The organism is Amphritea sp. GJ51-11, assembly GCF_055808735.1.
In genome coordinates this window covers 3,460,666-3,480,142 of sequence record NZ_CM147881.1, presented here as the reverse complement: position 1 = coordinate 3,480,142, position 19,477 = coordinate 3,460,666, and the positions used below count along the sequence as shown (strand labels likewise).

Here is a 19,477-nt window from a genome sequence, read left to right as displayed (position 1 = left end):
CTTATGCACAGGATGAAAGCAGTAAAGGTGCGTGAAGGAGTTCAGGGATGAAGAAACTCATAGTGTTTGGGCTGTTGTTACTGGCAAACTACTGTTCCGCAGGATTGCGAATGGAAGATGGTAGTTTGATCAGGGCTGGTGATAATATTGGTCTTATCTATTCTCAGTGGGGAAAAGAAGATCATCGACTTATTAGTGAAGAAACCTGTAATCACATCATTAAGTTAAAGCGAACATATTGCTCAACCCGGCGGCTTATTTGGTGGCGTAATGGCCGTTATATACTGGTGCAGGTGGCGGGGCGGATGATTATTAAAACAAGTTGGACTCGTTCAAAGCGAGCGCTTAAAGCTCCGCTTTAAATGCTTAGTGAAGAATCTGAGATCAATTTCAGGATTGTAAGGGTTTTGTCTTGGATATTGTGTACATTGAGGGCTTAAAGGTAGAAACCGTGATCGGAATCTACGATTGGGAACGCGAAATTCGTCAGACCGTCTGTTTAGATATTAAGATGGCGACGGATATTCAACAGGCTGCGGCCGCTGAAGATATTGAAAGCACCCTTAATTATAAGACAGTCTCTGATCGCTTAATCAGCTTTATTGAAACCAGTGAGTTTTTGTTGGTTGAGACCATGGCGGAGGAGATTGCGCAGATTGTGATGGATGAGTTTGGTGTACGTTGGTTAAAACTGAAGCTGGGTAAGCCCGGCGCTGTGCCAATGGCCCAAGATGTTGGTGTAATTATTGAACGAGGAGAGCGCTTCTGATGGCTGAGGTGTTTGTAAGTATCGGTAGTAATACCGACCGTGAAGTCTATATAGAACGCTGTCTTGAGGCACTGGACGCTCAGTTTGAAAAGCTTGAGCTGTCGCCGGTTTATGAAAGTGAAGCGGTGGGTTTTGATGGCGATAATTTCTATAATCTTGTCGCGTCTTTTAAGACCGAATTATCGGTTGGTGAGTTAAGCAAAGCGTTAAAGAAAATTGAAGATGACAATGACCGGTGCCGTACTTCAGAGAAGTTTAGCGGCCGAACGTTGGATGTGGATATTCTGACCTACGACGCGCTGATCGGTAAGATTGACGGTGTCACATTGCCCCGTGATGAAATTACTGAAAATGCTTTTGTGTTGTGGCCGTTAGCCGAGCTTGCACCAAAGTCTCGTCACCCTGTGTTGGCAGAAACTTACCAGCAGCTATGGTTGGATTACGATAAAGAAAAACAATCACTGAATCCGGTGTCGTTTGTCTGGCGAGATAAAGACCTCTCTGCCTGATGTGCAAGCCAGCAGTGAAATAGACAGGGGTAAACTATGGAAATGGGCACGCTTGTGTTTTTAGTCATCGTTGTTGCGTTGGTGCTTTACGTAGTGGCGATTTACAACCGACTAGTGACATTAAAAAATCGTTTTCAAAACAGTTTTTCGCAAATCGATGTGCAACTGAAACGGCGCTACGATCTGATTCCGAACTTAGTTGAGACAGCGAAAGCCTATCTTGAACATGAGCGAGGAACGCTAGAAGCGGTTATTGCTGCGCGTAATGAGGCGCTGGCGGGGCTTAAGGCGGCTGCGGCTAATCCCGGTAGTGCTGAGGCTTTAGCGCAACTGGCGCAAGCTGAGGGCGGCTTGCAGGGAGCGATGGGCAAACTGAGTATTGTGGTTGAGGCGTATCCAGAGCTAAAAGCCGATACCAATATGCGTCAGCTCAGTGAAGAACTGACTTCGACCGAAAACCGTGTTGCTTTTTCACGGCAGGCCTTTAACGATGCGGTAACGGAATACAATAGTTACAAGCAGAGTTTTCCGCCAGTGATTTTAGCGGGCACCTTTGGCCATGTACAAGATGCTTCACTGCTCGAATTTGCAGATCGAGAGCAGCTACAAGCTGCACCTAAAGTGAGCTTCTGAAGCGCGCGTGTTTAGGGTTAGAGCGCCACAAAGTCTATGAATTTCTATAAGGCACAAGACCAGGCCCGTCAGCGTAGCCGACTGCTATTAGTGCTGTTTGTGCTACTCAATATAGGCCTGGTTTGCCTGATTAATCTGTTGTTCGCTTGGTATCTCTGGGTGAATGACGATCCTCTCACACTGCCCGATAGGGTATTTCTTGATTATCTGAGTTGGCAACGCATCTTCTGGGTGGCCAGTGCGATAGCGCTGTTATTAATATTTGCTGCTTGGCTAAAATGGTTGGATGTTAAACAGGGCGGTGGCGCGGTCGCTGAGCAACTTGGTGGTGAGCAGGTGTTGCCGTTAACAGCCGATACTGCAGAGCGTCGTTTGGTCAATGTGGTTGAAGAGATGGCCTTGGCGGCGGGGGTTCCTGTGCCGCCGGTTTATGTGATGCGTCGAGAGCAGGGTATTAATGCCTTTGCGGCTGGGTTAGGCATTAGTGATGCGGCCATCTGTGTTACTCGTGGGACTTTAGATAGTCTGGACCGGGATCAATTGCAGGGCGTTATTGCGCACGAGTTTAGTCATATCCTGAATGGCGATATGCGTCTGAATATGCGTTTGCTGGTGATGTTGCACGGTATGGTGTTTTTCGCCGAACTTGGGCGGGTGTTTGCCAGTAGTCGCAGCAGTTGGTGGGTTGATTCGACTAAATCTCGTAGCTCTAATCGCGGTTACTTAGTCTTGTTAGGGGTTGGTTTGATGGTGGTTGGCTGGTGTGGCGTGATGGCCGGTAACATGATCAAAGCGGCCATTAGTCGGCAGCGTGAGTTTCTGGCGGATGCCTCTGCGGTGCAATTTACTCGCAATCCTGAAGGTATTGGAGGCGCGCTGAAAGTAATTGGTGGTAGCCACGTTCAGGGGCACTTAGAACATCCGGAGTGTCAGGAAGCCGGCCATCTGTTTTTTTCGGCGGTGATGCCGAGTTGGCTTTGGTCGACACATCCACCGCTAGATGTACGTATTAGAAAGGTTGATCCTCATTGGGATGGTCGCTACCTGCAACCTCAAGCCACATTAACCGAAACCGACGCGAATGCTGATGAAGCGATCAAGGCTAATCGTCCTGAGACCCGGGTGATAGAGGGGTTGTTAGGGACCTTAGCTGGAGCTGAGTTGATGAAGGACTATCACGCCTCGGAGGTTGCTGCTGGGCAGCAGGAGGATTCACTGTATCAGTTGGCCAGAGACCCTTATGATGCCCGCGTAGTGTTATTGGGGTTGCTGATCGATGGTGATCAGGCTATTCGGCAACAGCAGTTGAAGCTGATAGCGGCAGAAGAACAGGCGCTGGTTGATAGGCTGTTGGGCTGTTTTGAACAGTTTGAACGCTTGCCTCGCGCGGAATATTTGGCGTTAATCGAGCTAACACTGCCGGCGTTGAAGGTGCAGTCTGCCAGTCAATATAAAGCGTTTAAGCGCTTGCTGCTGCAAGTGGTACAGGCTGATCAGCAGATAGATCTATTTGAATGGGTTCTGTATCAGTTGGTGAGTCGCTATTGTGATGCGCACTTTGGGGCGGTTCGGTCGCGGCAAAATCGGCATAAACAGATTGATTCATTAGCCGATGAGTATGCGGTCGTTATTTCGATGCTGGCCTATCATGGTGAAACCTCGGAGGAGATGACGCTCAAAGCCTTCAATCGAGGTGCCGGGGTGGTCGGGTTGTATACGCTCAATATCGTTTCTCGATCCGATTGTACCCGTGAGCTTTTTTCCGCCGCGGTGGTTGAGTTAGCCGCTGCTACTCCCTTTTTACGTCAGCGGATGCTTAAAGGGATGGTGCAGGTTGTGCGCCATGATGGTCTGATTATGCCGCTTGAGCGGGAATTAATGACCGCGATTGCCGCAGTGATGGAAAGCCCATTAACTGGGCTCGATGAAGGTATTGAAGGCTAATGACTATAAAGGGACTTGCCGCCGTCTACCGCAATGATCTGGCCGGTAATAAAGCGCTGTTGAGCCAGAAATAATACCGTCTCAGCAATATCTTCAGGCGCGCCAGCACGCTTTAACAGGGTTTTATCGACAATCGCGGCCTGCTCGTCTGGGCTAATGGCCGCGGCTTGCTCCGGCCAGAGAATAGGGCCGGGCGCTACGCCATTCACCCGTACTGCCGGTGCTAGCTCTTTGGCTAGGCTAAGCGTCATCATTTGTAGGCCCGCTTTGGCGATTGAGTAGATCGGATAGCCTGGTAGGGCCCGTTGGGCGTGGATGTCGATCAGATTGATTATGCAGCCCTGTTGTTGTGTTAGCGAAGCGGCTAATTGTGCCGAGAGGAAGTAGGCGGCTTTTAGGTTGCTGTTAATCAGGTCGTCCCACTGTTGATCACTGCTCTGCTCCAGTGGCGTGGGATAAAACGAGGATGCATTGTTGACTAGTAGATCGAGTTGGCCCCAGCGTTTAAGTGCTTTGTTGGCTAGCTGTGATACCTGTGTTGTGTTGTTTAGATCTGCTTGAACGACGCAGGCACTATCGGTCTTGGTGCTGTTGAGTTCTTGTGCGAGCTGTTCTGCTTCAGTCAGCGAGTGGTGACAATGGATGATCACCCGATAGCCCTGTTGCCAGAGTTGGCGGGTAATGGCTGCACCAATTCTGCGTGCAGCGCCGGTAATCAGGGCGACAGGTTGACTCATTATTTTTGGCCATCGATTTGTTGTTGGCAGAGCTGCAGTTGTGCCTGTTGAATCGCTTTACCCAGTGCCTTGCCCTTAAAACCTTGTTGCATGAGTTGCTTGGGCTCGACCTGCTGTAGCGATTGCAGTAGCTCGGGTAGAAGTGTTGTTACGCTCAAATCATCAGCACAGATCAGTGCACAGCCTTGTATGAGTAAGTCGAGATGCTCACTGCGACGCAATAGGTCGAGATCTTTGACTAATTCGAGTCGCTGTTGAGCGTCGAGCTCCGTAAAGTGGCACAGCTGGTCTGCTTGAGCGCTAAACTGTAAAGCTAGATCCCGGTATGCATTAGGGGCGCGGTGAACATCACAAAATGTTTTGATCAGTTGAATAGATTCCGCTTTAGAGGTACTAGCAAATGCGCTGCGCAGCAGTATGGCAAAGCGTACCCGTGCGTCTGCGGGTTGGCTAATGGCGCTGAGTGTCTGTGGGTTGTTCACCGCAGGCAGTAGCTCAGGGAACAGTATTGAGAGAGCATTCGCTTGTTTTAACGTCAACAAAAATTGCTGCGGTGCTGTCTCTCCTAAAGCACGTTGGAATTCCTGCCATACCCGTTCAGCAGTGAGGTGTTCGAGTTCATCGCTGGCGGCCAGTTGCTGCATTAGTTGGAGTGTTTCAGGAGCAACGGTAAAGCCCAGTGGCGCATAGCGAGCCTGAAAGCGCGCCACTCTAAGCACTCGAAGTGGATCTTCAGCAAAGGCCGGTGAAACATGGCGAAGCTGTTTGCGTTGCAGATCAAGCTGGCCTTGATAGGGGTCGATAATATTGCCATGGTCATCCATCGCCATGGCGTTAATGGTCAGATCGCGGCGGACTAGATCCTCTTCGAGTGTGACTTCAGGACTGGCATGATAGAGAAATCCGGTATAGCCTTTACCTGATTTTCGTTCAGTACGGGCCAGTGCATATTCTTCGCCGCTCTCCGGATGGATAAAGACCGGAAAGTCTTTGCCAACGGGGCGAAAGCCCTGCTGTTGCATCTGTTCGGGCGTTGCGCCAACAACTACCCAGTCTTTATCGTAGACGGGGTAATTAAGTAAACCGTCTCGAACCGCACCGCCTACCAGATAGATCTGCATGGTTTAGCTGTTCGCGCATTGTTCGGGACGACTTGCTTGCCAGAATTCGAAGCCACCATCGAGGCTATAAACTGCATCAAAGCCCTGCTGGATGAGAAAGCCCGCGGCCGATTGACTGCTAAAACCGTGGTAACAGCAAACGATCACAGGGGTGTCCATATCGGCGGCTTGGATAAAGTCATGCAGGGTTTCGTTGCTCAGGTGTACCGCATTTTTGATATGGTTTTGTTGATAGCTTTGTGGATCACGGATATCCGCAATAACGGCGCCCTCGGCGATCAATGTTTCCGCGCGGACGATATCGATACATTCAAAGTTGTCCATCAGTTGCCATACCTTTGATTACTATTAACAGAAAAGATTTGCTGATCTTCGAGCCGTAGGGCAGTGAGTTTGCCACCCCAGACGCAGCCGGTATCCAGCGCATAAACGTTCGCCCGGTCGGCTTTGCCTTCCAGTGCAGCCCAATGACCAAAGACGATGCGGCTTTGATCGAGTATTTTGCCTTGATGTTTGAACCAGGGTAAGAAACCTGTGGGTTGACTGGATAGAGAGCCTTTGGCAGAAAATTCCATCTGCCCTTTGCTATCGCAAAAGCGCATACGGGTAAAATAATTGGTAATGGTTCGCAGGCGATCAAAGCCTTCTAGGCTGGGCGACCAACAGGTAGGCTGATTGCCATACATCCGCTTAAAAAACTCACTTGCCAGTGTGCTTTGTAAAACAGTTTCAACTTCTCTGGCCCGTTTATGTGCTTTTTTCAGCGACCACTGGGGAGGGATGCCGGCATGCACCATGGTAAATCCAAGTTGTTCATCGGTTACCAGTAACGGTTGGGAGCGTAGCCATTTCATTAGCTTGTCGGCATCCTCCGCTTGTAAGATATCCTCAAAGGTATCTGAGCGTTTGCTCTTGATTGTGCCGCTGTAGACCGCCAGGAGATGTAGGTCGTGGTTGCCGAGTGTGACGACGACCCGGTCCCGAATGCGATACAGGAAGCGCAGAGTTTCGAGTGATTTAGGGCCGCGGTTGACTAGATCGCCAGCCAGCCAAAGTCGGTCGCGATCGCTAAAATTGATATGCTGCAGTAAGGCTTGTAGCTCGTCATAGCAGCCTTGGATGTCACCCATTGCATAGGTTGCCATTTAATTACCTCAATGCAGCGCGTTTGGCAGAGCCAGGGTGAACGGCTCTATGTCAGCATTGAACGTCTGGCCGTCGTTGGTTTTCATCTGATAGTGCCCCTGCATACTGCCAACGCGGGTGGCCAGTACGGTGCCACTAGTATAGCTATAGCTTTCTTGGGGTTCGATGACGGGTTGTTCACCAATGACGCCTTCGCCTTCTACTTCCTGAACCTGTTCGTCGCCATCGACAATCAGCCAGCGGCGGCGCAGCAACTGCACCGGCTGGGGCTCAAGGTTAGTGATGGTGATGTGATAGGAAAAAACATAGCGCTTTTTCTCCGGGTCGGATTGCTCCGGAAGATAGGCTGTTTCCACATTGATGTCGATATTATGAGCGGTGTCTGAGTAGATCATATAGTTTCGTTATCAGTTGTTATTTACTGCTCAGATAATCACTTATCCGGATAAAGTCAGTCAGTGCTAGTCGTTCAGGACGAAGGCCTGGGTCGATACCCAGTGATTCGATTTCATCGACGGCGAGTAACGGTTTGAGGTTGTTACGCAGGGTTTTTCTGCGTTGCCCAAAAGCGGTACGAACCACGGTTTCGAGTTTACTGATGTCCTGCGCCTTATGAGGCAGCTCTTTGTAAGGGATGAGACGCACAATGGAGGAATCAACCTTGGGTGCAGGATCGAATGCGTGGGGCGGTACCAGGAACAGCGGTTCGATTTGGCAGTAATACTGAGCCATGATGCCGAGTCGGCCATAGGCGCTATCACCCGGTTGCGCTGCGAGCCGGTCGACAACCTCTTTCTGTAGCATAAAGTGCATATCTTCGATCTGATCAGCAAAGGTGAGTAGATGGAAAATCAACGGCGTGGATATGTTATAAGGCAAATTGCCAACAACACGAAGCTGCTCATCCTGCTGTTGCAGTGTGCTGAAATCAAACTTCAGCGCATCACCTTCATGGATAGTGAATTTATCGGCATAGCTGAAAAACTTGGTACGCAATATTGGAATCAGGTCACGGTCGAGTTCGACCACATCAAGGCGCTGACACAGATCCAGTAGCTCTTCAGTGATGGCGCCGAGACCAGGGCCGATCTCTATCAGGTGTTGCTGCTCACCCGGTGCAATGGCGCGGATAATACGGCGAATAACGCCCTGATCTTGTAGGAAATTCTGGCCAAAGCGTTTACGTGCTTTATGACCTGCAGGCTTATTACTCATTCACTGTTCCGGTATGACGGTTAGCTGCCATCTCGGCAGCGTAATTGATGGCGGTTAGTAGACTGCCGCAATCTGCGTTACCGCTGCCGGCGAGATCGAGCGCGGTGCCGTGATCGACAGAGGTACGGATAATCGGCATTCCGAGGGTGATATTCACCGCGCGGCCAAAGCCTTTATATTTTAGCACCGGTAGCCCCTGATCATGATACATCGCCAGAACCGCATCGGCGGTTTTAAGTAGCTTGTCGGTAAAGAGAGTGTCTGCGGGCAATGGGTCGCTAAGATTATACCCTTGGGCTCGCAGGCGATCGATAACGGGTTGGATAACGTCGATCTCTTCCCGTCCCATATGGCCACCTTCACCCGCATGAGGGTTTAAGCCGGCAATCAGAATTCTGGGGTTGGGCAGGCCGAAGCTTTGCTGCAGATCTTGGTGTAAGACCTCCAGCACTTGCTCTAGTAGCGGCTGGGTGATGGCGGCGGGTACTTCGGCTAAAGGGAGATGAGTGGTCGCTAATGCGACTCGTAATCCTTCAGTCGCTAACATCATGACGACTTTGCGAGTATCGGTTAGCTGTTCAAGAAACTCGGTGTGACCGCTGAATGGAATACCCGCATCATTAATAACCGCTTTATGTACCGGGGCCGTCACCAGCGCAGCAAATTCACCGCTTAAGCAGCCTTGAGTTGCACGGCTCAAGGTGTCAAGAATATAGCGGGCATTTGCCGGATTTAGTTGTCCTGGCACAGCGGTTTTAACGAGGCTAATCGGTTCAATCCAGAGTGTGCCGGGGGCCGTCGGTAAGATCGCGTCATCCGCCTTGTAGGGTAGCAGTTTGATGGGCAGGTTTAGCTGGCGTGCTCGCGCCTGCAACATCAATGGATCCGCAATAATAATTAATTGGTGATTATGTCCCTGCTGGGCGATCTGGATACATAGATCCGGCCCTATTCCGGCAGGTTCGCCCGGGGTCAGGGCCAGTCTGTATGTTTGCATCAGTATTATTTAAGCTCGATATACGCCTGAGAACGGATTTCACGTAGCCAGTTTTGTAGTTCTTCATTGAACTTACGCTGGCGAATGGTAGCGCGTGCTTGGTTGGTTTTCATCTCTTCGCCCATATCTTGCTGGCGACGATCTTCAACTTTGAGTATGTGCCAGCCAAAACGAGATTCGAAGGGCGCGCTAATTTCGCCTTGGGCAGTATTAAACATCACCTCTTCAAATTCCGGCACCATTTGGCCTGGTTGTGCCCAGCCGAGGGAACCGCCGAGAGAACCACTGGCAGGGTCGTCACTGTACTGCTTAGCGAGTTCTTCAAAGGGTACGCCTTGTTGTAGCTTTTGATAAATAGCATCTATCTCGCGGCGGGTTTGTGCAGGCGAGCGAATTTCATTAGGGCTAAGCAAGATGTGTTGTACTTTAACCTGGTTCACTAACTGAACCGAACCACCCTGTTTGTCGTTTACCTTCAAAATGTGGAAACCACTAGGGCTACGCAGAGGGGCGCTGAATTCGCCGGGGTTTAATTTCTGTACCACCGCAGAGAACTCTTCAGGCATCTCGTTGAGTTTGCGCCAGCCAATTTCGCCACCTTTAAGTGCGTTAGGGCCTTTCGATTGGGCAATGGCTGTTTCTGCAAAGTCAGCACCATTGGCTAGTTCGGCGGCAATTTTTGTCGCTTGTTTTTGAGCGGATTGCAGCATTTGAGAGGTGGCTTGCAAAGGTACAGCAATGAGTATCTGTGACAGATTGTAGCTTGCGTCACCTAGCTGTTCACCCTTGTGCGAGCTAAGAAAATTATCAATCTCCTGCTGCGAGACATTGATGCGGCTATTGACCACCCGTTGCTGAATTCGTTGAATCAGCATCTCATTGCGAATTTGCTGACGCACTTGGGCGTAGTCTTGTCCTTCGGCCACTAATGCTTCACGGAACTGATCCAGTGTCAGCTTGGAGCTGGCCGCAATACGTTCGAGAGAAGCGTTGAGTTCGCTATCACTGATGCGAATACCACGTTCTTTACCGATCTGCAGCTGTATATTATCTAGGATTAGACGATCCAGTACCTGGCTCTGTAGGGTTTGTTCATCTGGCAAACTACGTCCTTGAGCATTCAGGCGACCCTTGATGAGTGTCTCCCGTTCACTGAGTTCGCTTTGCAAGACGATATCATCGTTAACAATCGCGACGATCCGGTCGAGTGGGGTATCTGCGGCGCTGGCCGAGACGCTGAGGCCTAATATCAGGGCAGCCATAGATGGCTTTAGTTTTTTTATGAGCTTAGTAGTCATCATTCTCTTCACGTTCATTAAAGCCATCAATATCTTGCAACGCTTTACTGCCGTTACCAATTGAGCCTAATCCTTTCAGGACAAATTGCAGTAATAGGGCGGTGTCTTCCTGACCACCGCTATCATCCTCTATCCACTGGCGTGCAGCAACCCGTACTTTCCAACAACAGCTAGCGTACTCCAATCCGAGCATCGCTTCAGGTGTTTGGTTGTTTTCCATATCTTCTTGCCACAGTCCCAACGCCGTCCATTCGGGTGAGAGTGGCCAGATAAATGAAACTTCAGCTTGGCTACGGACATCTTCCCGGTAGCGGTAGCTAAAGTTGATCACTTTATTGAGCGCCGGAGTGTAGCGTACTTTGAAGTTACTCTCTAATGGGGTTAAGTCGCCTTTATCCAGTTCGGTATCGATTGAGAAGCGAAGTTTGGAGTAAGGATTCCAATAGGCTTCAGCAGCAAAGTTGGATTGCTCTTCAGTATCGACACTGGTATCGCCATTAAGTTGCACCGTGCGGTCGGCAAAATAATAGGCTTGTGCCAATCCTAGGTGCGCCATTTCACTGCCGTCGTCACGGTAAAAACCGGAACCAATCCCCGCCGTTACCTGCTGTGCATCGCCAATCTTATCGAGACCGGTAAAACGGTTCTCTCTGAATAAGCCGTCATAACTAAAATCCGCTTCGGCGGTATCAAAGTCTGGAATGCCCTGTTGATCCTCTTCTTGGCTATAGAGTGCAAATAAACGAGGTTCTAGGGTTTGGGTATAGCGGCCGGTTTGACGCTCAAATAACAGACCGGAATCAATACTGGCGACGGCTGCTGAACGGCTAATGCTGTCATCTTCACCGGCAATCTGATCGTTTAGGTCATATTGGCTTAACCAATAGCTCAGTTTTGGTGTTAAGAAACCCCAAGATGAACGCATCGGTACGCTGATCGCAGGTTGAACATGTAGGCGGCTACCGGTGACACGATCAATGCCGGTTAGACCATCGATATCGCGGTCGAATTGGGTTGTGTCAGTGAGGTAGCTGAGTACCACCTCTTGGCCTAAATCGTAGCTATAGCTGCCTTTGACTTGCAGTTGAGGCATCTGTTGATACGGTGTGTCGTTATCACTGATTGTTTGATAGCTATGAGCCCGCAGTGTAGCAGACCAATTCTGCTGGCTATAGGTCGCCTCTGCCAGCCGGTTTAGGTGGTTAGACCGGTCGACTTCTAAACTTGAGCCTAGGTCATCGAAATAGTCATCATCACTGACCGCGTTGAAATCGACTAGGCTACTCCAAGCGCCTTTGTAACCGGTGTGATCAACGCCGAGCACCCAGCGATCACGGTTAGCTTTGCTATCATCAACAATCAGACCTGTACTAAGGGATTGCTGGCCATAGCTATTCATGTGGCGAAATTCGTTTTCTAGCAATAAACCGCGTTCGCTAAAGATAGTGGGCGTCAGCGTATCATCGTAATTTGGTGCGAGATTGAAATAATAAGGGGCTGAGACCTCAAGTCCATCATCGTCAGAATAGCCTAATGACGGGAATAAAAAGCCTGAGTGGCGCAGGTCGTCAATCGGAAATTCTAGATAGGGGAAATAGAATATCGGGGTGTCCGCTATTTTCAAGGTTGCATGGCGGGCAGTACCGAAACCTCGATTGGGATCTAAAACCAGTGAATCAGAGGCAATTTTCCAGCTTTCATCGACCGGAGGACAGGTGGTATAGCTACTCTCTTCCATCCGTATCCGGTTGTCTTTCAGGCGGATAATCCGTTTGGCTTCGCCGCGTAGCGATTGTTCATGGACGATATAATCGGCATCGCTTATAACGGTTTCGCCGGTGAGAGCATTGGTTTGCGCCTTAGCGCCTCGGAGCAGCAGGCCGGGTTCGCGGTAACGGATATCGCCGCTTAAAGTTATCTGATTGGAGACCTGATCTACTTCGGCAGAATCGCCGCGTAAGAAATGCCCCCGTTGGCGAAGCTCAACATTACCTTCTAACTGTGTCAGACCGCCTAGTTCTGTTTTAGAGCTGTCGGCATCGACGGTGAGCTTCTCGTCAAAGTCGGTTACTGTTTCGGATGTCGGTTCAATATAAACGCCATAGCATGCTTTTGATGCGCCGGTGATGGGATACCAGTCTTGGCTAGCGTAGCGGATATCGGTCAAGTCGGCTTGGGCTACCGCTTCTGCTTGACTTTGTTGGTTTGCCTTTTTGCGTTTGGAGAGGCTTCGCTTTGTTTTTGTCGTGGTTTGCGTTGCCGCTTTAGCTGCCGGTATCGCCTCGGTAGTTTGGGTTGCCGTGCTTGTCGTATTAGACTGCTTCGCTGCTGGTGGTGGCACCGCGGTGGCTGCTGCAATCGTTCGTTTCGGTTTGGTTAATGCCGACGTGGAGGGCTTGTTTTCTAGACATGACCAGCCGCCTGCGGCATTGGCTTCGCATAGCCAAGCACCATTCACCTGTTGTTTAGCGACAGCTATGGGAGCAGTTGCAGGAACGGCTTTAACGTTTTGTTTGTCATCAGCTACTGGCTGCACCAGGGTATCGCCTGTATCCGCTTGATACAAAAGATCAGACCGTTCGGGTTCATCGCATTGCCAGTTTTGACCATTTTCCATGGTGCAGGTCCAAAGGGCATCACGGATATCGGTATCCATTTCAGCGCCTTGGAGTGCTGCAGGCGTTGCAGCAACTATAGCCAGTGTGAGTGTGTAGGAAGAACGTCTTGAGAACGGCATTCAGATTGTCCATTAGGAAGCGCAGAAAAAGTGTCTTTTCTCTTATCGCTAAACCTTGATTCGAGTAACATAGCCCATTGAGCATGGCATGATAAAACATTCAGCTATAACAAGGCTAGGGGATTGATAGATATGGGACAAAGGCTGGCCGGACTCAGGCAGTGGATAGAGCAGGTTTTTGCCGAGCTGAAGATCGATTTGACTGCGGATTGGCAGTGTGTGCCGGTGTCGGGAGACGCGAGTTTTAGACGTTATTTTCGCGTTATCAGCGGCGATCATAGCTGGATTCTTATGGATGCTCCGCCGGAAAAAGAGAACAGCCACCCCTTTGTCGCTATTGCCAACGCTTGGCAGCCGCTAAAGATTAATGCGCCGGTGGTGCATGCGGTGGATTTTGATCAGGGTTATATGCTGCTGTCGGATTTGGGGGATGATCTATATCTAGGTCAGTTAAATGACGACAGTGCCGATGCGCTTTATCGACAGGCTTTTATCACCTTGACTCAGTTACAGCCCTGTCAGACGATTGAGGGTCATGATCTACCGGTCTATGATCGCGCGCTGTTGCAGCGAGAGATGGATCTTTTTCGTGATTGGTTCGTGGCTGATTTACTGGGGATCGACCTAGGGCCGGGGGTTAAGCATCTGTTTGCTGAGGTGTCTGAGTATCTTATTCAAGCAGCACTGGAACAGCCGACTGTCTGTGTTCATCGTGATTATCACTCGCGTAATTTGCTAGTGGATGGTGACAATACGCCGGGGGTGATCGACTTTCAGGATGCGGTAATTGGTCCGGTGACTTATGATTTAGTGTCACTGTTGCGGGATTGTTATATTGAATGGCCGGATAAGCGGGTGTATGGCTGGGTCGATGAGTTTGGTGAGTTGCTAGTGGCCGAGGGGTTACTCGCCCATTACGAGCGGGAAACTTTTTATCGTTGGTTTGATCTGATGGGCGCGCAGCGCCATTTGAAGGCGGCAGGTATTTTTGCTCGGTTGTGGCTGCGAGACGGTAAGGCAGGTTACCTTGAAGATATTCCCCGCACCCTGAATTACATTATCCGGGTTGCCGGACGTTATGATGAGCTGCTGACCTTTTCGGCTTGGTTGCAGGAGGTTGTGGTACCCGCGATGTATGCCTGTGAGCAATTTGAGCCGACGCCTCTGGATAAGTGGTTTAGCTGATGCGGGCGATGATACTGGCCGCTGGGTTAGGCACTCGGATGCGTCCTTTGACTTTGACAACGCCAAAACCGCTACTGCCGGTGGCGGGGAAACCGTTGATTGAATACCATATTGAACGACTGGTCGCGGCTGGAGTCACGGAGATAGTGATTAACCATGCTTGGCTGGGTGAGCAACTCGAAGCCTTTGTGGGTGATGGCCGGGGTTGGGGAGCCAAGGTGCACTGGTCGCCGGAGTCCGAACTATTAGAAACGGGTGGGGGGATCTTTCGAGCACTGCCTTTTTTGAGTGATATGGGGGAACCCTTTCTCTTGGTGAATGGGGATGTCTTTACGAACTACCCCTTTGCTTCCTTGTTGTCCCACTCATTTGGCTCTGATGATCTGGCCCATCTGGTGATGACGGAGAATCCCACGCATAATCCCGCCGGTGATTTCCAATTACGGCAGGGCCGCATCGTTGAGCAGGGCGATGAAAAAACAACGTTTAGCGGAATTAGTCTGCTTTCCCCACAACTGTTTAAGGGCTGTCAGCCGGGTAAATTTCCGCTGGCACCACTGTTACGCGATGCGATGCAGTCACATCGCGTGACGGGGGAACTTTTTCGGGGTATTGGCGAGATATAGGGACGCCTGAGCGACTTCAGGACGTCAGTGAAGATATTAACAAAGGTCGGGTAGATGGCATTTAGAAGTGAGAAGGCAGGGTTTAGTCTGGGTCAGTTGGTCCGCAGAAACCGCACCGCTTTGATTATTGGTGGTTTTATTGGCCTGATGAGCGGTGGCTTATTTGGTCTGTTATTGGGTGCGGGTATCGGTGTGGCGCTGTCAGCCGCGTTGAAAAATGCCTTAGGTAACGCTTTGAACCCGCAAGATGCCTTCTTTAAGGCCACCTTCACGGTGATGGGTAAGTTAGCTAAAGCAGACGGTCATGTCAGCGAAGCAGAGATTCAATACGCGCGGGAAGTCATGAGCCGGATGGGGTTGAGTGAAGAGCGTCGTCTGGAAGCGATGGCGCTATTTTCGCAGGGTAAAGAGAGCGACTTTGATATCGCTGAGGTGATGCGCCCACTGAGTGCGCTGATTCGGTTTCGTATTCCGTTGAAATTGATGTTTGTCGAAATACAATTGCAGGCGGCGATGGCTGATGGTCAGGTTAGCGAAGCCGAAACCATTATTATTCGCGAGGTCTGCGGTCTGCTGCAGATGTCTCAAGCGGAGATGGCCGCGCTGATCGCTCGGATGCAGTCTCAGTTCTCTTATCAACAGCATAGTTATCAGTCCCATCAGGGCGGTTATGTATCGGAACAGGAACTGCTGAAAGAGTCTTATGGCGTGCTGGGTGTTGAGGCATCGGTGTCGGATGCCGAGCTGAAAAAAGCTTACCGTCGTTTGATGAGTCAACACCATCCCGATAAGCTGGTGGCCAAAGGTTTACCTGAAGATATGATGCAGCTGGCGAAGGAAAAAACTCAGGAAATTCAGGCAGCGTACGATCGAGTACGTACCGCGCGAAAAAATAGCTGACAGATACCGCTGTGCTTTAATGGACAGGCCGATTGGGCATAGCGATCAACTTCCCAACGTTTAACTTCCCGGCGTAAGCTCTCCTGCGGGCGCTGGGTTTGAATTTTTCTGGGTAGGTTGAATTGTTATCAAGTGGTTTTTAAGAATGCCTCTAACCTGACGAGTAAGCCACAGAGGTTCCTTTCTCGGATCGTTACTGCGTTGGTTTAGGCGGATCTGCCGATAACCTGGGTTGCCGCTTCTTAGGGCTGTATGTTTACGTAGAATGGCTTGTTGCTGTTGATAGCGGTTGTTATTGAACCAAAGATCTAATATCGCTGCCTGGCTGTCTTTGAGCATCTGTAGCAGTTCTGGGGCGTTAATTCCTTTGGGTTGCATCGGGTCGAGCAAGACTAAAAATCGGTTTTCTTGCAGCTCATCTTGTGCGAAATAGTGCATCGCCCAAACCGCACCTTCTCCCACCCCTAAAATGACGGTTATCTCCCCCGGTACTTCGGCTAAACGATTAGCGGCTAAATTACCCAGCGTCACGACCTGTTGTTGATAGTTGTTGATAAGTTCTTCTGGCGTTGCTGTTTCGGTAGTATCGGCCGCTGTTTGGCTGTCCACAGCCGCGGTTTTGGTATTAGCGTCGGGATTTGTTTCCGCGTTAGGTGCCGCATTGCTCTCTGGGGCTGTTTCAGGTGTCTGGATCTGATTGCGATTTTGTAGGCTCGGTAGTGTGCGTTCGGGAACGGCGACCGAGGGGGGTTGGTAGTGATAGGCTGAGGGTGTTCCAGCCATATTCAGTCAGTTGGGTTCTCAGAGGGTGAATCAGGTCGGGCCAGTCTGCTCCCGTGGTGGGATCGGTGAAAATGAGAATGCTGCCGGTTGGCGTTGCGGTTGTCGCTTGTTGCAGCAGCGCTAATTGTTTTTCATTATCAAGTGCTAGCCAAACCACTTCGGTTTCTGGGGTTTGTGCCAGCGCTAGGTCTGCCTGTCGTTGCCGGGAAGGGTTGGGCATGACACGGCTGGCGATTGCGCCGTCGGTTTCTGTTGTGTCTTCGGTGCCGGTGTTGCTGCTGTCATTGTTTTCAGTCGTATCATTCTCGGCTGCCGAAACAAGGCTAGCAAGGCTTAAAAACAGTGTAAAAAACAGGGGTTTAAGTTTCATGCTTCGATTATTCAAGAGCGACGCGATATTAGCAAGGGCGAAAGCTGGTTGAGTTTCAATGCGTGCAAAGTACAATAGCCGAATCCTCCACCTTTTACTTTCCGAGTTACGTTCATGGCTGATTATAAGATTGCTCCATCCATTCTGTCTGCAGACTTCGCCCGCCTAGGTGAAGAGGTTGACAATGTGCTCGCTGCGGGCGCTGATTATGTCCATTTCGATGTGATGGATAATCACTATGTGCCTAATTTGACCATCGGCCCTATGGTCTGTAAAGCGCTGCGTAAACACGGTATTGAAGCGCCGATTGATGTGCATTTGATGGTTAAGCCGGTGGATCGTTTGATCGGTGATTTTATCGATGCCGGTGCTAGCATTATTACCTTTCACCCAGAAGGTTCTGAACATATCGACCGTTCATTACAGATGATCCGTGACGGCGGTTGTAAATCCGGCCTAGTGTTTAATCCCGCGACCCCGTTGAGCTATTTAGACTATGTGCTCGATAAGGTGGATATGATTCTACTGATGTCGGTTAACCCAGGGTTTGGTGGTCAGAAATTTATTCCGGGTACGTTGAATAAGCTGAAGCAGGCCCGTGCGATTATTGAACAAAGTGGCTACGATATTCGTCTCGAAGTGGATGGTGGCGTTGGTGTTGCCAATATTGCTGAGATTGCCGCGGCCGGAGCGGATACCTTTGTGGCGGGCTCGGCGATCTTTAACACCGACGACTACAAAGCCACCATTGATAAGATGCGGGCCGAATTGGCAAAGGTTTAAGTAACACGCCAGCGCGTTTACTTAGCATTATGATTAATTGAAAAGGTTGGCCCGTCGCAATGCTTATGACCACCCATTATGATGCTCAACTTCCCCAACTGGTGCTGTTCGATCTGGACGGCACTTTGCTGGATAGTGTGCCCGACTTAGCCCTAGCGGTTGATCGAATGTTGGCTGCGTTGGCACGGCCATTAGCCGGTGAAACTACGGTACGTGATTGGGTCGGTAATGGCGCCCAGATGTTGGTCAAGCGGGCATTAGCCTTCGGTGATGGGAATAATGAGCCGGACGAAGCGCTGTTTGAGCAGGCATTTGCTCTGTTTTTGCAGCATTACGGCCAGTGTTGTGCGGAGCAAAGTCAGCTCTATCCTGGGGTACGAGAATATCTGAATTTTTTGTTCGAGCATGATGTTGATATGGGTTTGGTGACCAACAAACCGATCAGCTTCACCGAGACCTTACTGGATGAGTTTGATCTGCGGCGCTATTTTTCGGTTGTCTTGGGTGGTGATAGTTTGGCGGAGAAAAAGCCACATCCGTTACCGCTGCACCATGCGATGACTACGCGAAGTGTCGCGGCCGAACAAACTCTGATGGTGGGCGATTCACGCAGTGATATTAAAGCGGCTCAAGCCGCCGGTTGTCGCGTGGTTGCGGTCACGTACGGCTATAACCATGGCGAGCCGGTTGCGTTATATCAGCCGGATATTATTGTCGATGATCTGATGCAGTTGACTCTCTGATTAAGGTTTTGTCTGACGGCTCAATCTCATCAAAGAAAGCCATTCTGGCGGCATTGCAGACCGCTAGTACACCGGGGTGGCTCACTCGGCGTTCCAATGAAATCGCATAAAAACGCTCCCGAATATCATCCATCCTGCCGATCACTTCCACACCGTATTGCCGAGTCATCTGTTGTTCGATGACGGTTGGCGCGCAAAATATTCCGGCCCCCGAGAGGCCAAAGGCTTCGATTAATGCGGTATCGGCACACTCCACCCGGATATCTGGGCGAATCTTATACCGTTCGAACCAGCGTTTCAGACCCATACCGCGCTCTGTTTCGGCGGAAGGCATCAGCATGGGTGCGCCTTCCAGTGAGGCGGGAAAGTTAGCTCGGTAAGTGGCGGCTACGGCGGTGGTGGCGAAAAAGCTAAGGCCGCACTCCCCCAATAGATGGTTATATCCGCGAATATGAAAGCTTGCGTCAAGTGGGCGGTCAGCCAGTACCAGATCGAGTTTTTGGGTGGCAAGATCCGCCAGTAAGCTAGGCAGCGGGCCCTCTTCACAGATCAGTCGGCTCGCATCATTGAGTTTAAGTGCCGGTTCTAGCAGGTGATAGGTGATCAATTTGGGCAACACATCGGCGATGCCAATATTAAAACGCTGCTGCTTATGGGGTACCGGATTATGAATGCTCTGTTGCAGTTCATCCCCTAGCTGGAAAATGTCTTCGGCGTAGTTGAGGGCGTGTTGTCCAGCCTTCGTTAATATGAGATTGCGGCCGCGTTTTTTAAACAGCGAAGTGCCCAGTTCATGCTCCAGCAGTTTTAGCTGGCCACTAATGGTTTGAGGTGTCAGGTGGAGCTTCTCACTGGCTCTATTAATGCTGCCTTCCTGGGCAACAACGAGGAAATAGCGCAGGTGTTTAAAGTTCATGGTGGTACCTGAATTGGAATAATGCTCGAATAAATCTTACTATTTACATAGTAAATTCGTATTTT

General features: G+C 50.4%; 22 protein-coding genes. 10 read left to right on the top strand and 12 right to left on the bottom strand.

Annotated features, from left to right (window positions below; genetic code table 11):
- Positions 1 to 47: 47 nt before the first annotated feature.
- From AC0L4K_RS15600 to AC0L4K_RS15580, 5 genes are read left to right on the top strand one after another with little or no spacing between them, the layout of a single operon-like run.
- Positions 48 to 362: a hypothetical protein gene (locus tag AC0L4K_RS15600; protein ID WP_417223867.1), complete on the top strand. Its 315-nt coding sequence runs from the start codon at positions 48 to 50 to the stop codon at positions 360 to 362.
- Between the two features lie 50 nt (positions 363 to 412).
- Positions 413 to 769, top strand: coding sequence for a dihydroneopterin aldolase (gene folB / locus AC0L4K_RS15595; RefSeq protein ID WP_473267080.1), 357 nt, complete (start codon positions 413 to 415; stop codon positions 767 to 769).
- Complete coding sequence (gene folK, locus AC0L4K_RS15590) at positions 769 to 1,278, top strand: 2-amino-4-hydroxy-6-hydroxymethyldihydropteridine diphosphokinase (RefSeq protein ID WP_417223870.1); 510 nt, start codon at positions 769 to 771, stop codon at positions 1,276 to 1,278. The genes folB and folK overlap by 1 nt, the downstream gene beginning before the upstream one ends.
- 36 nt (positions 1,279 to 1,314) lie before the next feature.
- Positions 1,315 to 1,911, top strand: coding sequence for a LemA family protein (locus AC0L4K_RS15585; protein ID WP_473267078.1), 597 nt, complete (start codon positions 1,315 to 1,317; stop codon positions 1,909 to 1,911).
- Between the two features lie 36 nt (positions 1,912 to 1,947).
- Positions 1,948 to 3,855: a M48 family metallopeptidase gene (locus AC0L4K_RS15580; RefSeq protein ID WP_473267077.1), complete on the top strand. Its 1,908-nt coding sequence runs from the start codon at positions 1,948 to 1,950 to the stop codon at positions 3,853 to 3,855.
- Here AC0L4K_RS15580 and AC0L4K_RS15575 read toward each other — a convergent pair.
- Genes AC0L4K_RS15575 through AC0L4K_RS15535 form a run of 9 tightly spaced genes read right to left on the bottom strand, consistent with a single transcriptional unit; the run spans position 3,852 to position 13,106 of the window.
- On the bottom strand, positions 3,852 to 4,592 hold the full coding sequence (locus AC0L4K_RS15575) for a pteridine reductase (RefSeq protein WP_417223874.1): 741 nt from the start codon (positions 4,590 to 4,592) through the stop codon (positions 3,852 to 3,854). The genes AC0L4K_RS15580 and AC0L4K_RS15575 overlap by 4 nt on opposite strands.
- Positions 4,592 to 5,713: a tRNA nucleotidyltransferase/poly(A) polymerase-related protein gene (locus AC0L4K_RS15570; RefSeq protein WP_473267075.1), complete on the bottom strand. Its 1,122-nt coding sequence runs from the start codon at positions 5,711 to 5,713 to the stop codon at positions 4,592 to 4,594. Before AC0L4K_RS15570 ends, AC0L4K_RS15575 begins: the two co-directional genes overlap by 1 nt.
- 3 nt (positions 5,714 to 5,716) lie before the next feature.
- A complete protein-coding gene (gene glpE, locus AC0L4K_RS15565) occupies positions 5,717 to 6,037 on the bottom strand; it encodes a thiosulfate sulfurtransferase GlpE (protein WP_473267073.1) in 321 nt (106 codons plus the stop codon).
- Positions 6,037 to 6,858, bottom strand: a complete 822-nt coding sequence (locus AC0L4K_RS15560) for a symmetrical bis(5'-nucleosyl)-tetraphosphatase (RefSeq protein ID WP_473267071.1) — start codon at positions 6,856 to 6,858, stop codon at positions 6,037 to 6,039. The genes glpE and AC0L4K_RS15560 overlap by 1 nt, the downstream gene beginning before the upstream one ends.
- Before the next feature lie 9 nt (positions 6,859 to 6,867).
- A complete protein-coding gene (apaG, locus tag AC0L4K_RS15555; RefSeq protein ID WP_417223880.1) occupies positions 6,868 to 7,254 on the bottom strand; it encodes a Co2+/Mg2+ efflux protein ApaG in 387 nt (128 codons plus the stop codon).
- Between the two features lie 19 nt (positions 7,255 to 7,273).
- On the bottom strand, positions 7,274 to 8,074 hold the full coding sequence (rsmA, locus tag AC0L4K_RS15550; RefSeq protein ID WP_473267069.1) for a 16S rRNA (adenine(1518)-N(6)/adenine(1519)-N(6))-dimethyltransferase RsmA: 801 nt from the start codon (positions 8,072 to 8,074) through the stop codon (positions 7,274 to 7,276).
- Positions 8,067 to 9,071, bottom strand: coding sequence for a 4-hydroxythreonine-4-phosphate dehydrogenase PdxA (pdxA, locus tag AC0L4K_RS15545; protein ID WP_417223884.1), 1,005 nt, complete (start codon positions 9,069 to 9,071; stop codon positions 8,067 to 8,069). Before pdxA ends, rsmA begins: the two co-directional genes overlap by 8 nt.
- A gap of 5 nt (positions 9,072 to 9,076) precedes the next feature.
- Positions 9,077 to 10,333, bottom strand: a complete 1,257-nt coding sequence (locus AC0L4K_RS15540) for a peptidylprolyl isomerase (RefSeq protein ID WP_473267068.1) — start codon at positions 10,331 to 10,333, stop codon at positions 9,077 to 9,079.
- A gap of 25 nt (positions 10,334 to 10,358) precedes the next feature.
- Positions 10,359 to 13,106: an LPS-assembly protein LptD gene (locus AC0L4K_RS15535; RefSeq protein WP_473267066.1), complete on the bottom strand. Its 2,748-nt coding sequence runs from the start codon at positions 13,104 to 13,106 to the stop codon at positions 10,359 to 10,361.
- 132 nt (positions 13,107 to 13,238) lie between these two features.
- On the opposite strand from AC0L4K_RS15535, the gene AC0L4K_RS15530 reads away from it, so the two are divergent.
- Genes AC0L4K_RS15530 through djlA form a run of 3 tightly spaced genes read left to right on the top strand, consistent with a single transcriptional unit; the run spans position 13,239 to position 15,817 of the window.
- Positions 13,239 to 14,291: an aminoglycoside phosphotransferase family protein gene (locus AC0L4K_RS15530; RefSeq protein ID WP_473267065.1), complete on the top strand. Its 1,053-nt coding sequence runs from the start codon at positions 13,239 to 13,241 to the stop codon at positions 14,289 to 14,291.
- Positions 14,291 to 14,917: an N-acetylmuramate alpha-1-phosphate uridylyltransferase MurU gene (gene murU / locus AC0L4K_RS15525; RefSeq protein ID WP_473267063.1), complete on the top strand. Its 627-nt coding sequence runs from the start codon at positions 14,291 to 14,293 to the stop codon at positions 14,915 to 14,917. The genes AC0L4K_RS15530 and murU overlap by 1 nt, the downstream gene beginning before the upstream one ends.
- Before the next feature lie 54 nt (positions 14,918 to 14,971).
- Positions 14,972 to 15,817 carry a co-chaperone DjlA gene (gene djlA, locus AC0L4K_RS15520; protein ID WP_417223893.1) on the top strand — a complete coding sequence of 282 codons (846 nt, stop codon included), beginning with the start codon at positions 14,972 to 14,974 and terminating at the stop codon, positions 15,815 to 15,817.
- Between the two features lie 60 nt (positions 15,818 to 15,877).
- Here the strand turns inward: djlA and AC0L4K_RS15515 are convergent, their stop codons facing one another.
- On the bottom strand, positions 15,878 to 16,600 hold the full coding sequence (locus tag AC0L4K_RS15515; RefSeq protein ID WP_473267062.1) for a DUF3530 family protein: 723 nt from the start codon (positions 16,598 to 16,600) through the stop codon (positions 15,878 to 15,880).
- Positions 16,497 to 16,970, bottom strand: a complete 474-nt coding sequence (locus AC0L4K_RS15510) for a DUF3530 family protein (protein ID WP_473267060.1) — start codon at positions 16,968 to 16,970, stop codon at positions 16,497 to 16,499. The genes AC0L4K_RS15515 and AC0L4K_RS15510 overlap by 104 nt, the downstream gene beginning before the upstream one ends.
- A 114-nt stretch (positions 16,971 to 17,084) precedes the next feature.
- On the opposite strand from AC0L4K_RS15510, the gene rpe reads away from it, so the two are divergent.
- Both rpe and AC0L4K_RS15500 read left to right on the top strand, forming a co-directional pair.
- Entirely contained in the window at positions 17,085 to 17,753 is a 669-nt protein-coding gene (rpe, locus tag AC0L4K_RS15505) for a ribulose-phosphate 3-epimerase (protein WP_473267058.1), read from the top strand.
- Between the two features lie 59 nt (positions 17,754 to 17,812).
- Positions 17,813 to 18,496 (top strand): phosphoglycolate phosphatase, encoded by a 684-nt coding sequence (locus AC0L4K_RS15500; protein WP_473267056.1) that lies wholly within the window; start codon positions 17,813 to 17,815, stop codon positions 18,494 to 18,496.
- Here the strand turns inward: AC0L4K_RS15500 and nhaR are convergent.
- Positions 18,462 to 19,412, bottom strand: coding sequence for a transcriptional activator NhaR (gene nhaR, locus AC0L4K_RS15495; protein WP_473267054.1), 951 nt, complete (start codon positions 19,410 to 19,412; stop codon positions 18,462 to 18,464). The two genes, AC0L4K_RS15500 and nhaR, sit on opposite strands and share 35 nt — an antisense overlap.
- Positions 19,413 to 19,477: the final 65 nt, after the last annotated feature.

Coding starts and splice junctions, on each gene's coding strand:
- AC0L4K_RS15600 (WP_417223867.1), top strand. CDS start 48: ATGAAGAAACTCATAGTGTTTGGGCTGTTGTTACTGGCAAACTACTGT.
- folK (WP_417223870.1), top strand. CDS start 769: ATGGCTGAGGTGTTTGTAAGTATCGGTAGTAATACCGACCGTGAAGTC.
- AC0L4K_RS15585 (WP_473267078.1), top strand. CDS start 1,315: ATGGAAATGGGCACGCTTGTGTTTTTAGTCATCGTTGTTGCGTTGGTG.
- AC0L4K_RS15580 (WP_473267077.1), top strand. CDS start 1,948: ATGAATTTCTATAAGGCACAAGACCAGGCCCGTCAGCGTAGCCGACTG.
- AC0L4K_RS15575 (WP_417223874.1), bottom strand. CDS start 4,592: ATGAGTCAACCTGTCGCCCTGATTACCGGCGCTGCACGCAGAATTGGT.
- AC0L4K_RS15570 (WP_473267075.1), bottom strand. CDS start 5,713: ATGCAGATCTATCTGGTAGGCGGTGCGGTTCGAGACGGTTTACTTAAT.
- glpE (WP_473267073.1), bottom strand. CDS start 6,037: ATGGACAACTTTGAATGTATCGATATCGTCCGCGCGGAAACATTGATC.
- AC0L4K_RS15560 (WP_473267071.1), bottom strand. CDS start 6,858: ATGGCAACCTATGCAATGGGTGACATCCAAGGCTGCTATGACGAGCTA.
- apaG (WP_417223880.1), bottom strand. CDS start 7,254: ATGATCTACTCAGACACCGCTCATAATATCGACATCAATGTGGAAACA.
- rsmA (WP_473267069.1), bottom strand. CDS start 8,074: ATGAGTAATAAGCCTGCAGGTCATAAAGCACGTAAACGCTTTGGCCAG.
- pdxA (WP_417223884.1), bottom strand. CDS start 9,071: ATGCAAACATACAGACTGGCCCTGACCCCGGGCGAACCTGCCGGAATA.
- AC0L4K_RS15540 (WP_473267068.1), bottom strand. CDS start 10,333: ATGGCTGCCCTGATATTAGGCCTCAGCGTCTCGGCCAGCGCCGCAGAT.
- AC0L4K_RS15535 (WP_473267066.1), bottom strand. CDS start 13,106: ATGCCGTTCTCAAGACGTTCTTCCTACACACTCACACTGGCTATAGTT.
- AC0L4K_RS15530 (WP_473267065.1), top strand. CDS start 13,239: ATGGGACAAAGGCTGGCCGGACTCAGGCAGTGGATAGAGCAGGTTTTT.
- murU (WP_473267063.1), top strand. CDS start 14,291: ATGCGGGCGATGATACTGGCCGCTGGGTTAGGCACTCGGATGCGTCCT.
- djlA (WP_417223893.1), top strand. CDS start 14,972: ATGGCATTTAGAAGTGAGAAGGCAGGGTTTAGTCTGGGTCAGTTGGTC.
- AC0L4K_RS15515 (WP_473267062.1), bottom strand. CDS start 16,600: ATGGCTGGAACACCCTCAGCCTATCACTACCAACCCCCCTCGGTCGCC.
- AC0L4K_RS15510 (WP_473267060.1), bottom strand. CDS start 16,970: ATGAAACTTAAACCCCTGTTTTTTACACTGTTTTTAAGCCTTGCTAGC.
- rpe (WP_473267058.1), top strand. CDS start 17,085: ATGGCTGATTATAAGATTGCTCCATCCATTCTGTCTGCAGACTTCGCC.
- AC0L4K_RS15500 (WP_473267056.1), top strand. CDS start 17,813: ATGCTTATGACCACCCATTATGATGCTCAACTTCCCCAACTGGTGCTG.
- nhaR (WP_473267054.1), bottom strand. CDS start 19,412: ATGAACTTTAAACACCTGCGCTATTTCCTCGTTGTTGCCCAGGAAGGC.